The sequence below is a fragment of the Frateuria sp. GZRe12 genome (genome assembly GCF_051900535.1).
In the GTDB taxonomy this organism is placed as follows: Bacteria; Pseudomonadota; Gammaproteobacteria; order Xanthomonadales; family Rhodanobacteraceae; genus Frateuria_A.
In genome coordinates this window covers 16,169-28,791 of record NZ_JBHZGI010000001.1, presented here as the reverse complement: position 1 = coordinate 28,791, position 12,623 = coordinate 16,169, and the positions used below count along the sequence as shown (strand labels likewise).

Genomic DNA, 12,623 nt, shown 5'->3' with positions numbered 1-12,623 from the left:
AGAACGTGCAGGAAAGTCTGAGTGGCTGCGGCTTAATAGCGACACAAGGTCCATTGTAGGGGCGCGGCGCGAGGCTCACAGTGGCCGACTGTCGCATGAGGGGTATATCCGGCGAGAGTGCCCCCTCACCCCATCCCACTCCCCGGACGGAGGAGGGATCTAGATCCGGGAGGCCCAGCGGCGCGGGCTCGCGAGACCCCGTGCGACAAGGCTACTTCGGAGGCGGCGGCGCGAGAACCTCACGGTTGCCGTTGTGCTGCGGGGCGCTGACCACGCCGTCCTGCTCCATCTGTTCGATCAGCCGCGCCGCGCGGTTGTAGCCGATGCGCAGGTGGCGCTGCACGCCAGAGATCGAGGCACGGCGGGTCTGGGTCACCACGGCGACCGCTTTGTCGTACAGCTGCGCGTCGGCGTCGCCGCCTTCCTCGCCATCCTGCGGCAGGCCCGAATCGTTGATGAACTTGCCGTCGCTGGTGGCCTGCACCTCCTCCAGCACGCCTTCGATGTACTGCGGCGCGCCCTGAGCCTTGAGCCAGGCCACCACGCCATGGACCTCGTGATCGTCGACGAAGGCGCCGTGCACGCGCTCGGGGGTGGCGGTTCCCGGCGGCAGGTACAGCATGTCGCCGTGGCCGAGCAGCGCCTCGGCGCCGGACTGGTCGAGGATCGTCCGGGAGTCGATCTTCGAGGACACCTGGAAGGCGATGCGGGTCGGGATGTTGGCCTTGATCAGGCCGGTGATCACGTCCACCGAGGGACGCTGCGTGGCCAGCACCAGGTGCACGCCGGCGGCGCGCGCCTTCTGCGCAAGGCGGGCGATCAGCTCCTCCACCTTCTTGCCGACGATCATCATCATGTCGGCGAATTCGTCGATGATGATGACGATGTAGGGCAACGGCTCCAGCGGCTCGGCCGCCAGGTTGGGCATGTCGGGATTCGGGCGGAACAGCGGGTCGAGCAACGGTTGGCCGGCCGCCTCGGCGTCCTTGACCTTCTTGTTGAATCCGCCCAGGTTGCGCACGCCCACCGCGGCCATCAGCTTGTAGCGGCGTTCCATCTCGGCGACACACCAACGCAGGGCGTTGGCGGCCTCCTTCATATCGGTGACGACCGGCGCGAGCAGATGCGGGATGCCCTCGTAGACCGAAAGCTCCAGCATCTTCGGGTCGATCATGATCATGCGCACGTCTTTCGGGCTCGCCTTGTAGAGCAGCGAAAGCACCATCGCGTTGACCGCGACCGACTTGCCCGAACCGGTGGTGCCGGCAACCAGCAGGTGCGGCATCTTGGCCAGGTCGGTGACCACCGGCTTGCCGCCGATGTCCTTGCCCAGCGCCAGCGCCAGCGGCGACTTCATCTGGTCGTACTTGTCCGAGCGCAGGATCTCGGACAGGTACACGATCTGCTTGCGGGTGTTGGGGATTTCCAGGCCGATGACGTTCTTGCCCGGGATCACGTCGACCACGCGCACGCTGACCACCGAAAGGCCGCGGGCAATGTCCTTGTCCAGGCTGGACACCTGCGAACCGCGAACGCCGGCGGCAGGCTCCAGCTCGAAGCGGGTGATCACCGGGCCGGGGTAAACGCCGACCACCTTGGCCTCGATGCGGAAATCCTTGAGCTTCAGCTCGACCTGGCGCGAGAGCACTTCGAGGGTTTCATCCGAGTAACCCGGGCCCTGCTCCGGTGCTTCGTCCAGCAGCGACAGCGGCGGCAATTCGCCGGGCTGCGAAGCGCCGACGAACAGCGGGATCTGCGTTTCGAGCCTGGCGCGCTCGCTCTTGGCCACGGGCGCGGGCGGCGTCTCGATGCGCACCGGCTCGCGCTTGGCCTGCTTGACCGCCTCGGCCTTCTTGACGACCTCGCGCTCGGCGCGCGCCTGCTGGGCCTTGGCCACTTCGGGCGCCTGCTTGAGCTTGCCGCGCAACCAGGCCACCAGCATGAGCGTGCCCTGCCCCGTCCAGTCCATCACCTTGAACCAGGACAGGCCGGTGGCCAGCGTCACCGCGATCAGGAACAGCGCCAGCAGCAACAGCGGCGCGCCTTTCTCGCCGAAGGCCTGCAGTAGGCCGTGGCCCGCCCACTGCCCGATGATGCCGCCGGTTCCCTGCGGCAGCACGGGCTCGCTGAAGTTGAGGTACATCAACGCCGGCGCGGTGATGAAGAAGAATACGAAGCCGATCAACCGCAGCGAGGACTCCCACGGATGCTCGGCGTTCTCTCCGCGCTGGCGCAGCACCTGCACGCCCAGCAACAGGAGCAGCAGCGGAAAACAATAGGAAACCCAGCCGAAGATGTAGCGCAGCAGGTTGGCGATGTTGGCACCGACTGCGCCACCGAAATTTCGCGCGTGTTCGACCGTGCCGACGTGACCCCAGCTCGGGTCCTGATCGTTGTAGCTGGCCAGGCAGACCAGCAGGTAGACCGCGAGTGGCAGAAGCAGCAGCGCGCCGGCTTCGCGCAGGCGGCGCTTGGCTTCTTCGCTGAGACCGGCCGATTCGGGTGCCTTCTTTACGTTTGCTGCGCTTCGCGCCACCAGAGTGGATTCCCCTCGAGATTTCGCCCCAAGTCTACACAGGGCGCGGAGGGGGTAGTAGCTTGATTTTTCTGGAAAGGCGCAGGTGTCCGGAAGCACCCATCTCCCGCTGGAAGAGGGGCTGGTGGCTAGGGTACGGGCAGAGCGCAAATGCCGCGCTCCGCCCGTCCCTCACCCGCCAGTCGGCACCCTCTCCCGGGAGGGAGAGGCGCCAGGCGTCAAGGTTCAGACCATGCCCTGCAACGCCGGATGCACCAGCTTGCCGCCATCGACGTTGATGCCACCGGCCAACGGCGCATGCTCGCGCCACTGGTTGCCGGCCGCCAGGCGCTGCACATACGGCAGGATGGCGGCGGAAATCGCCACCGACGAGGTCTGCGGCACGGCGCCCGGCATGTTGGTCACGCAGAAGTGCGTCACGCCGTGCACGTCATAGGTCGGCTCCTTCCAGGTGGTCGGCTTGGAGGTCTCGAAGCAGCCGCCCTGGTCGATCGAGATGTCGACCAGCACCGAGCCCTTCTCCATGGTCTTGACCATGTCTTCGGTGACCACGCGCGGGGCCTTGGCGCTGGGGATCAGCACAGCGCCGACGACCAGGTCGGCGTCGCGCACTTCCTGAGCCACCGACGACTCGTAGGCGTACAGCGCGGTCACGTTCGGACCCATCGCCATCATCTCGGCGAGGCGGTCCTGGCGCTTGTCGAACACCACCACGTTGGCGCCGGCGGCCGCGGCCAGGGCTGCAGCGTTGCCACCGGCAGCGCCGGCGCCCAGCACGACGACCTTGCCGCGCGGGGTGGAAGCCATGCCGCCCAGCAGCTTGCCCTTGCCACCCTGCGGACGGTGCAGCAGCGTGGTGCCGATCTGGGTGGCAATCCGGCCGGCGATCACCGACATCGGCAGCAGCAGCGGCAGGCCGCCGTTCTCTTCCACCGACTCGAACGCCACGCCGGTCAGGCCGATATCGAGCAGCGACTTGGTCAGCGCCGGCTCGGCCGCCAGATGCAGATAGCAGAACAGCAAGTGATGCTTCTTGAGCAGGGCCAGGTCGCCGGCGATCGGCTCCTTGACCTTGACGATCAGCTCGCCCTTCTCGTACAGCGCTGCGGCGTCGGGAACGACGGTGATGCCTTCCTTGGTGTAGGCCTCGTCGGAGAAGCCGCTCTTCTCGCCGGCGCCAGCCTGGATGAACACCTCATGGCCGCGGCGGACCAGGTCGGCGGCAGCAGCGGGGACGAGGGCGACACGCCCTTCGAGGGTCTTGGTTTCGGAAGGAATACCGATACGCATGGCAGTTAGCAATCCTGTGGGGTTGGGCCGGCGCAAACGCGTCGACGGGTGGGAAACCGGAAAGCGGAAAGCCTTGAATCGCCCGTCGCCCTTCCCCATCCTTGCGGGTTCCAAGCGCCGGCTTTCGGCGCGGCAGCATCCATGTCGCGCCCGGCGCAGGGCAAATAACGATCAAAGCCGCCAGCAAACCCAAGGATTATAACGATGACCACCCCCAAGCACAGCCGCCTGCTGATCCTCGGCTCGGGCCCCGCCGGCTACACCGCTGCGGTGTACGCCGCGCGCGCCAACCTCAAGCCGACGCTGATCACCGGCCTGCAGCAGGGTGGCCAGCTGATGACCACCACGGAAGTGGACAACTGGCCGGGTGACGTGGAGGGCCTGCAGGGCCCGGCGCTGATGCAGCGCATGGCCGAGCACGCCGAACGCTTCCACACGGAAATGATCTTCGACCACATCCACGTGGTGGACCTCAACCAGCGCCCGTTCCGCCTGAAGGGCGATTCCGGCGAATACACCGCCGACGCGCTGATCATTGCCACGGGCGCCACCGCCAAGTACCTGGGCATTGCCAGCGAGGAGAAGTTCAAGGGCCGCGGCGTGTCCGCCTGCGCCACCTGCGACGGCTTCTTCTTCCGCGAGCAGGATGTGGTGGTGGTCGGCGGCGGCAACACTGCCGTGGAGGAGGCGCTGTACCTGGCCAACATCGCGCGCAAGGTCACCCTGGTGCATCGCCGCGACAAGCTGCGCGCTGAAAAGATCATGCAGGACAAGCTGTTCGAGAAGGCCGCTGCCGGCAAGATCGAGCTGGTCTGGAACAGCACCATCGACGAAGTGCTGGGTGACCAGTCCGGCGTGACCGGCGTGCGCGTGAAGGACGTCAATTCCGGCGCCACCCGCGATATCGAGGCCACCGGTTTCTTCGTCGCCATCGGCCATACGCCCAATACCGGCATTTTCGAAGGCCAGCTGGAAATGCACGATGGCTATATCAAGATCCGCAGCGGGACCAGCGGCATGGCCACGCTGACCTCCGTGCCGGGCGTATTCGCGGCCGGCGACGTGGCCGACCACGTCTACCGCCAGGCGATCACGTCGGCCGGTTTCGGCTGCATGGCCGCGCTGGATGCCGAGCGCTGGCTGGACCAGCAGCACATGCTCGGCTGATCCGGGCTCCGGCTCGCGTGGAGGCCACTGCGGGCCTCTGCATCAGGCAGAAAAAAAGCCCCATGCGCGAGCATGGGGCTTTTCTTTCATCATGATGCGCTAAGCGCGGATCAGGCTGCGATTTCCACGCCCGAAGCCTGGGCGCCTTTCGGACCCGTGGTGACTTCGAACTTCACGCGCTGACCTTCCTGCAGGCTACGAAAGCCCTTGGAGTTGATGGCCGAGAAATGGACGAACACGTCCTCCCCACCGTCCTCGGGTGCGATGAAGCCGAAACCCTTGGCGTCGTTAAACCACTTGACCGTACCGAAACGCATTGCGTGAACCTCTGACTAGGACTGGATGCACCAGGGCTTTGGAGCCTGACCGCCATTTCCCCTGGTCGGCCGCCCCTGGCACGGGCAAAAGTATCAGCATGTTTACCGGTAAAGCGCAATATGTCGGATTAATTTTTTGCGCTCATCCATGAGCGCACAATCTCGCGGATCGCAGTAATGTCACCGGTTCGCGCCCGGCAGCACCAATAGCGACCATCCATGGCCGCACTGCTCACAAAACCCCGCTGAAAATAGCTGATTAGGACAGCATTGCCTTCAGCAACACCGGAACCTGCGCCGTGGCCGCGGCCAGGTGGGCAAAGATCTCTTCGATGCTGATTTCCGCCTCGTCACCGCAGCCGGCGGCAAAATTGGCCACCAGCGCCAGGCAGGCGTATTCGAGCTCCAGTTCGCGCGCCAGGGCCGCTTCGGGCATGCCGGTCATGCCAACCAGGTCGCAGCCGTCGCGTTTCATGCGTGCGATTTCGGCACGGGTTTCCAGCCGCGGGCCCTGGGTGGCGCCATAGCAGCCGCCGTCGATCACGGCGATGCCCGCCCTGCCCGCCGCGGCCAGCAGCTCCTGCCGCAGCGAGGCGGTATAGGGCTCGCTGAAGTCGATGTGCCTGACCTCGCTGCCCTCGACGTCACAGAAGCTGGTGACGCGGCCGTGCGTGTAATCGACCAACTGGTCGGGTACCACCAGCACACGCGGGCCCATGTCGGCGCGGATGCCGCCGACTGCGTTGACGCCGATCACCCGCCGGGCCCCCAGCGCATGCAGCGCCCACAGGTTGGCGCGGTAATTGACCCGGTGCGGCGCCAGCGTGTGGCTTTCGCCATGGCGCGCCAGGAAGGCCAGCCGCTTGCCGGCGAAGTCGCCAAGCACCACCTCGCCCGAGGCCGGGCCGTAGGGGGTTTCGGTCGTGCGCCGGCTGATGTTTTCCAGGCCGGGGAACTGGTACAGGCCGCTGCCGCCGATAACGGCCAGGTCGATGGTCGGTTCGGTCATGGTCGTTCCCGGGCTCATTCGCCCCTCAGTGCATAGATGGCCGGCAGGTTGCGGCCCTGCTCGTAGTAGTCCATGCCGTAGCCGAACACGTAACGGTCCGGCAGTTCCACGCCATTGAAGTCCGAGGCGATGCCTTCCACGCAGCGGTCGTGCAGCTTGCGGCAGAGGCTGGCGATCAGCACGCGCTTCGCACCGCGCTTCATGCAATCGTCGCGCACGGCCTTGAGCGTGTGGCCCTCGTCCAGGATGTCGTCGACCAGTAGTACGGTGCGGCCGGCCAGCGCCGCCTGCGGCTCGCGCAGCCAGCACAGGTCGCGCCCGGCGGTGGCGCCGCGGTAGCGGGTGGCATGGACATAGTCGAACTCAAGGTCGGTGCGGATCGACAGCGCCAGCTGGCCGGCGAACATCAGCGCACCGTTCATCACGGTCAGGAACACCGCCCGCTCGCCATCGAGCGAGGCATCGATACGCCGGCCAAGATCGGCGATCACGGTTTCCAGTTCTTCGCGCTCGAACAGCACGTCGGCATTGGCGAGCGCCTGCGCCAGCGGGGGAAGCGGAGTGGTCATGCGTTTCCTTCAGGTTCGTCCAGCGCGGTGATCCGCGCGATGAAACGGTCGCGTTGCGGGTTGTCCAACAGGCCCGCCCAGGTCGCGCCAATGGCGCCACGCAGCGGCGCGAGGCGCTCGAGGGCGTCGTCGGATGGCGGTGGCAGCGCGGCGATCGCCTCGTCCACGACCTCCGGAAAGCACGCCAGCACCAGGTCGCACCCGGCAGCCAGGTGCGCCCTGACCCGCGCGCCCACGCCGCCGGCGGCGCCCGCCGCGGCCATGCTGATGTCGTCGCTGATGACAATGCCGGCGAAGCCCAGCTCGTCCCGCAGGATGTCCTCGATCCACACCGGTGAGAAGCCGGCCGGACGTTCGTCGACGGCCGGATAGATCACGTGCGCCATCATGACCGCCTCGGCATGCGCCTCGATGGCTTCGACGAACGGACGCAGGTCGGCGTCGCGGATGGCTTCCAGCGGGCGCGGGTCGATCGCCTGCGCCTTGTGCGTATCGGCCGCGACCGAACCATGGCCGGGAAAATGCTTGAGCACCGCCGCCATACCACCCAGGTGCATGCCGCGCACGTAGCCCTGCGCCAGCTCGCCGGCGATGCCCGGGTCGTCGTGGAAGGCGCGCGGGCCGATCGCGGTGTTGCCGCGGGCCAGGTCCACCACCGGCGCGAAGCTGAAATCCACGCCGCAGGCGCGCAGCTCGCTGGACATTACCCAGGCATGTTCCTCGGCCAGGCGGACGGCGTTTTCAGGGTCGCGCTCGTACGTCGCGCCGATTTTCGACAGGGCCGGCAGGCGCGTGAATCCCTCGCGGAATCGCTGCACCGGACCGCCTTCCTGGTCGACCGCGATCAGCAGGTGCTCTCCGCCGATCTCGCGGATGGATTCGGCCAGCGCCATCAGCTGCGCGCGATTGGCGTAGTTTCGCGCAAATAGAATCACCCCGGCCACGCCGGGCGCGACGAGCCAGTCGCGCTCGCGCGGTTCGATTTCCAGTCCGGCGAGGCCGATCAGCAGCATGCCCGCTCTCCTGCGGCTTCCGCGCCGTCGGCGGCGATGCGCTCGGCGTCCGACCAGCGGGCGAACGGATGCGCGATCAGGTTGACGTTGTAGTAGCGGCCGAGCGCGCTCACTTCGCGACCCAGCCAGGCTGGGCGCGGGAACGCTGCGTCGGCGGCGGGTAACTCGACCTCGGCAACCACGAGCCCAGTGTTGTCGCCGAGGAACTCGTCGATTTCGAACAGCGTGCCGTCGACCTCGACGTGGTGGCGAACCTTCTCCAGCAGGCCGTCGCAAAGCGAGGTCAGCATGGCCTCGGCATCCTGCAGCGGTATCGGGTACTCGAACTCCGCGCGCTCGATGCCGAGCGTGGCGCTCTTGATGTTCAACCACGCCCGCTCGCCCGCGCGACGCACGCGCACCGAGGCGCGCGCGTGACCATCGTGCAGCGCCTGCGCGCCAATCAGGTAGCCCTGGGCGATCCGTTCGCTATGCACGATCGCGTGGCGCCACGCATCGCTTGCGAGCAGGAACTTGCGTTCGATTTCGACGGCCATGACGAAAGATCGGCAAAAGGGAACGGGAAGGATAGCGCGGCCGGTGCGAGGTTATGTCGACACACACTGCCGTTCGCAGGAGCCACTCGTGGGCGACGCGTACAGCAAGGTCATCGCCCGCACATGACCCTGCGGAGGGTGCGGAAGGCTCAGCGGCGCTCGAACAGTGCGATGGATTCCACGTGCGCGGTATGCGGGAACATGTCCATCACGCCGGCCGCGGTGAGGTCGAAGCCGTGACGATGCACGAGCAGACCGGCGTCGCGCGCAAGCGAGGCCGGGTGGCAGGAGACGTAGACGATGCGGTCGGTGCCCTTGCGCGGCAGGTACTCGAGTACGTGCTCGGCGCCGGCGCGCGGCGGGTCGAGCAGGATCTTGTCCCACCCGGCGCGTGCCCACGCGCTGCCGCGCTGGTCCTCGAACAGGTTGGCGACGTGAAACCGCGCGTTGGCGATGTCGTTGCGGGCGGCGTTGGCGGCGGCACGCTCGACCAGCCCGTGCTCGCCTTCCACGCCGGCGACCTCGGCCACGCGCCGTGCGAGCGGCAGCGTGAAGTTGCCCAGGCCACAGAACAGGTCGAGCACGCGGTCGGTCGGCTGCGGATCGAGCAGTTCCATCGTGAGCGCCAGCATGCGCCGGTTCATGCCGGCGTTGACCTGCACGAAATCCAGCGGCTGGAACTCCAGTTCCACATCGGCCACGCCCTCGCCCGCCGGCAGCCGGAAGGCCAGGCGCGGCTGCTCGGGCCAAAGCGGGTGGACACTGCTGACGCCGCCGGGCTGCAGATAGATCGCAAAGCCATGCGCCTGGCCGAACGCCACCAGCGCCTGGGCATCGCGCTCACTGAGCGGCTTCAGGTGACGGAACACCAGCGCCACAGTGTCGTCGCCCGCGGCGAATTCGATCTGCGGGATGTCGTTGGCCGCATCCATGCCGCCGATCAGCTCGGCGATCTGGCCGATCCGGCCGCCGAGCATCGGATGCACGACGTCGCAGTGGCTGATGTCGGCCACGAAGCGTGGATTGGACTCCTCGCGAAAACCCACCAGCACGCGACCCTTCTTGGCCACAGCGCGCACCGACAGGCGCCCCTTGCGGCGATAACCCCAGGGCGCGTCGGTCAGCGGCTCCAGCCAGCGTCGGGGCTCGACCTTGCCAATGCGCGCGAAGTTGTCCGACAGCACGCGCTGCTTGGCCTGGATCTGCGCCGGCGCGTCCAGGTGCTGCAGCGAGCAACCGCCGCACTGGCCGAAATGCGCGCAACGCGGTTCGACCCGATGCGGCGAGCGCTCCAGCACCTCGAGGGTCTCCGCCTCGTCGAAGTTTCGGTGGCGCTTGCGGATCCCGAGGCGAACCTGTTCGCCCAGCAGCGCGCCGCTGACGAAGACGGTCTTCCCGTCGATGCGGGCGACGCCCCGGCCGTCATGGCCCAGGTCGGTAATGGTGGCTTCGAATTCTTTCATGGCACTCGCAAAACGCCTGCGCCCGGATCGGCGACCCGGGCGCAGCGGTCAAAGCTTTGAAGGACGGGCGCGGCTTACTTGCGCTTCCAGGCGCCCGAAGCGTCCTGATAATACCAGCCGGCGTGCGCGCGCTCGATCCAGCCCTTGGCGAAGGTGGCGCGGATCCGCGACTCCCACTCGGGATGACCGTTGGCGCGGGCGATCTCGCGATACAGCGCATTGCGGTCGCCGTTCTCGTCGGCCACCGCGGCGGTGGCCTGCGCGCGCTTGCTGAGCGGGATCTTGCCGGCGTCGTGCACGGCCACCAGACCGTCCTTCGTGAAGCCGATCGCGCCCGAGTCGAGCAAGCCCTGGAGAATGGTCTGGAAGCGCGCCTGCATGCGGCCGCGGATCGCTTCGGTGGCCGGCGTTTGCACGCGGATATCGGGCGTATCGGCGGCATAGGCGGCCGGCACCAGCAGGTCGAGCAGCATGGCCGAAGGTTGGCCGGGCTCGTGCGCAGGCGGGGCTGGCTTGGCGTCCTGGGCCGGCGCGCTGCCCTGGTCGATCACCGTGCCGATGAAGCGGTCGGCCGCCTTTTGCGCGGCAGCTTCGGGGAAATAGACGTTGATCGTTACGCAACCGACGAGCGCGACCATTGCGGTGGTCAGCAGGACGTAGACGAGCTTGCGCATGGAGGGCTCCTGAGGGTGTGGACGTCAGCGGATCTGCGGGCCGCCGCCTTCGGTGGCCGCCTTCAGCCGGCTCACCAGCGTAGGCCAGTCGACCTCGTGCTGGTGGCCGATGACCTTCAGATGCGGCAAGCCGCTGCCGTCGACGATAGTGTAACCGTCCCCGGTATTCTCCAGCCCGCTCATGTGGCAGACCGTGCCGGCCAGTGCACAGTTGAGGCCGATGCGGGCGTAGCCGAAGGTCTTGAAGAGCTTGAGCACCGCGCCCTGCAGGCCCGCGGCGATGCCGCCGCCGCCCACCGCGGTGAGGTTGTTGACCGCACGCTGGCTGATCCGTCCGCCTTCGTCGGCGAGCAGGTGCGCCTCGAACGCGACCGGCTGCCAGTCGACCAGGCGCAGGTTGTCGATGCTGCCGTGCAGGGGGCCGGTGATGCTGCCGAAGTCGAAAACGCTGGTGATCGAGCCCAGATCCAGCTGGCGGAGACCCACATTCGCCGCCAATACCGGGCTGGGGCCGAACGGTTGCGTCAACGCGAGCTGGGTGATGTCCACGAAGCCGTTGAAGACATTGACGGACAGCCCGCCGGCCAGTTCCACCGTGTCGTCCACGAGGCGCAATGAAGGAATCGCGCCACCCAGCGTGCCGGGGAACTGCGGCCAGCCCATCGCCTTGCTGAAAGACGCCATGTCCACGCCCGTGACAGCCAGCGAGGTCTCCAGTCGCTGACCCCGGGCGGCAGCGGGACGCCAGTCGAGCTGGCCCATCTGCACCGTTCCTCCCAGCAGTGCCACCGCTAGCGGCTGGGTCAGCCCGAGCGTGCCGTTCCGACTGCGCCATTGCGCTTTGGCGGGACCGAACGGCAGGCGATAGATACGCAGCGAGCGCCAGCCGAGGTTGGTGGTCGGCCGATCGTCGTCGGCGGACCAGTCCAGGCCACCGTTGAGGTCGTCGATCGCCAGCCGGCCGTCGGCCGTCGCGAGGTTGAGATGGTCGGCGGTGAAAGCGAACCCGCGCGGGCCGCCTTCACGCAAATCCAGGTTGCCGCTCAATGCCCCGGTGACCTTCATCCCATGCAGACCCAACGTGTCCAGCCAGGCGGCGCCATAGCGGTCGTAGGCGGCGGGGAAGCGGGCCTGGAAGCGCTCCAGGCGCAATCTGTCCAGATTGCCCTTCGCATCGAAGGCGAGCGCGCCGTCCAACTGCAGCGCATCGGCATCGTTGACGCGCAGGCGGCTGATCGCCAGCACGCCACCCTGCCCGACCGCCGCCACGTTGAGCTGCACGGCGTGGTCCGGCAATTTCGCGTAGATCGGGCCGAGCAGCAGTTCACCGCCGCGCAGGGTGGCGTCCACGGTAAAGCGGGCCGGCCCGCCTTCCGTATCGATGCCCAGCCGGCCCGTGCCATCGACCCCCTGCCCGGCCAGCGTACCGGTGGGGGTATCGAAACCCACGCCATCCAGGCTGAACTCCCCGGAGGACTGGATGCCGTTGCCGTGCACATCCAGCGCCAGCTCGGCGTCCAGTCGCCCGCCCGTGGGCTTGCCTGACCAGACGGTACCGAGCAACCCGGCCAGCCATTGCGCTGGCAGGTTTTTCAGGGTGATCTGCGCATGACTGGTCTGGTCCAGCGGAACCCAGGCACTGGCGGTCGCCGTGGCCTGGGCGATATCCGCCTGCAGTGTGTTGGCGCGCTCGTCGATCACCAGGTGCACGTCGGAGTTGCCCAGCGCCCCGCCCGGGGCGCCTCGCAGCGCGATCGAGCCATCCAGCAGCCAGCGCATCTGCAGGTCGCGCGACAGCGCACCTTCCAGGTCCAGCCCGACGCGGCGCCAGCCCATCGCCGCGATGTCCGCCCGCGCAGCGTGGAGCTTGAGCGCCAACCTGCCCTTGCCGTCCTCGCCGATGTGCAAACTCACCTGCTGCAGGCGCACGCCTGGCACCGCGACCACCCTGGCGGTCAGGTCGACGTCCGCCCAGGCCGGCTTCGTCCACAGGGTGACGAGTAGCAGGCCAAGGCACAGCAGGAGGCGGCGGGAGGGGGAGGCCATGTA

General features: G+C 67.4%; 11 protein-coding genes. 1 reads left to right on the top strand and 10 read right to left on the bottom strand.

What is annotated here, in order from left to right; translation table 11 throughout:
* Window positions 1-211: 211 nt before the first annotated feature.
* Both ACFWZ4_RS00135 and ald read right to left on the bottom strand, forming a co-directional pair.
* The gene (locus tag ACFWZ4_RS00135; RefSeq protein WP_439702747.1) at window positions 212-2,536 is read right to left on the bottom strand and encodes a DNA translocase FtsK; all 2,325 of its coding nucleotides are present in this window, start codon (window positions 2,534-2,536) and stop codon (window positions 212-214) included.
* 225 nt (window positions 2,537-2,761) lie between these two features.
* Window positions 2,762-3,826 (bottom strand): alanine dehydrogenase, encoded by a 1,065-nt coding sequence (gene ald / locus ACFWZ4_RS00130; RefSeq protein WP_439702746.1) that lies wholly within the window; start codon window positions 3,824-3,826, stop codon window positions 2,762-2,764.
* A gap of 204 nt (window positions 3,827-4,030) precedes the next feature.
* Here ald and trxB point away from each other — a divergent pair, with 204 nt between their 5' ends.
* Window positions 4,031-4,993, top strand: a complete 963-nt coding sequence (trxB, locus tag ACFWZ4_RS00125) for a thioredoxin-disulfide reductase (RefSeq protein ID WP_439702745.1) — start codon at window positions 4,031-4,033, stop codon at window positions 4,991-4,993.
* Window positions 4,994-5,103: 110 nt separating this feature from the next.
* Here the strand turns inward: trxB and ACFWZ4_RS00120 are convergent, their stop codons facing one another.
* The 8 genes from ACFWZ4_RS00120 to ACFWZ4_RS00085 all read right to left on the bottom strand — a co-directional run bounded on the left by ACFWZ4_RS00120 (window position 5,104) and on the right by ACFWZ4_RS00085 (window position 12,620).
* On the bottom strand, window positions 5,104-5,310 hold the full coding sequence (locus tag ACFWZ4_RS00120) for a cold-shock protein (protein WP_036117760.1): 207 nt from the start codon (window positions 5,308-5,310) through the stop codon (window positions 5,104-5,106).
* Window positions 5,311-5,569: 259 nt separating this feature from the next.
* The gene (locus ACFWZ4_RS00115; RefSeq protein ID WP_439702744.1) at window positions 5,570-6,319 is read right to left on the bottom strand and encodes an S-methyl-5'-thioinosine phosphorylase; all 750 of its coding nucleotides are present in this window, start codon (window positions 6,317-6,319) and stop codon (window positions 5,570-5,572) included.
* Window positions 6,320-6,333: 14 nt separating this feature from the next.
* Entirely contained in the window at window positions 6,334-6,888 is a 555-nt protein-coding gene (locus tag ACFWZ4_RS00110; protein ID WP_439702743.1) for a hypoxanthine-guanine phosphoribosyltransferase, read from the bottom strand.
* Complete coding sequence (gene nagZ, locus ACFWZ4_RS00105; protein WP_439702742.1) at window positions 6,885-7,901, bottom strand: beta-N-acetylhexosaminidase; 1,017 nt, start codon at window positions 7,899-7,901, stop codon at window positions 6,885-6,887. Before nagZ ends, ACFWZ4_RS00110 begins: the two co-directional genes overlap by 4 nt.
* Window positions 7,892-8,437: a CYTH domain-containing protein gene (locus tag ACFWZ4_RS00100; RefSeq protein ID WP_439702741.1), complete on the bottom strand. Its 546-nt coding sequence runs from the start codon at window positions 8,435-8,437 to the stop codon at window positions 7,892-7,894. Before ACFWZ4_RS00100 ends, nagZ begins: the two co-directional genes overlap by 10 nt.
* A gap of 149 nt (window positions 8,438-8,586) precedes the next feature.
* The gene (gene rlmD / locus ACFWZ4_RS00095; RefSeq protein WP_439702740.1) at window positions 8,587-9,900 is read right to left on the bottom strand and encodes a 23S rRNA (uracil(1939)-C(5))-methyltransferase RlmD; all 1,314 of its coding nucleotides are present in this window, start codon (window positions 9,898-9,900) and stop codon (window positions 8,587-8,589) included.
* A gap of 74 nt (window positions 9,901-9,974) precedes the next feature.
* Window positions 9,975-10,574: a YdbL family protein gene (locus ACFWZ4_RS00090; protein ID WP_439702739.1), complete on the bottom strand. Its 600-nt coding sequence runs from the start codon at window positions 10,572-10,574 to the stop codon at window positions 9,975-9,977.
* A 24-nt stretch (window positions 10,575-10,598) separates the two neighbouring features.
* Window positions 10,599-12,620 (bottom strand): hypothetical protein, encoded by a 2,022-nt coding sequence (locus ACFWZ4_RS00085; RefSeq protein ID WP_439702738.1) that lies wholly within the window; start codon window positions 12,618-12,620, stop codon window positions 10,599-10,601.
* Between the last annotated feature and the right edge of the window lie 3 nt (window positions 12,621-12,623).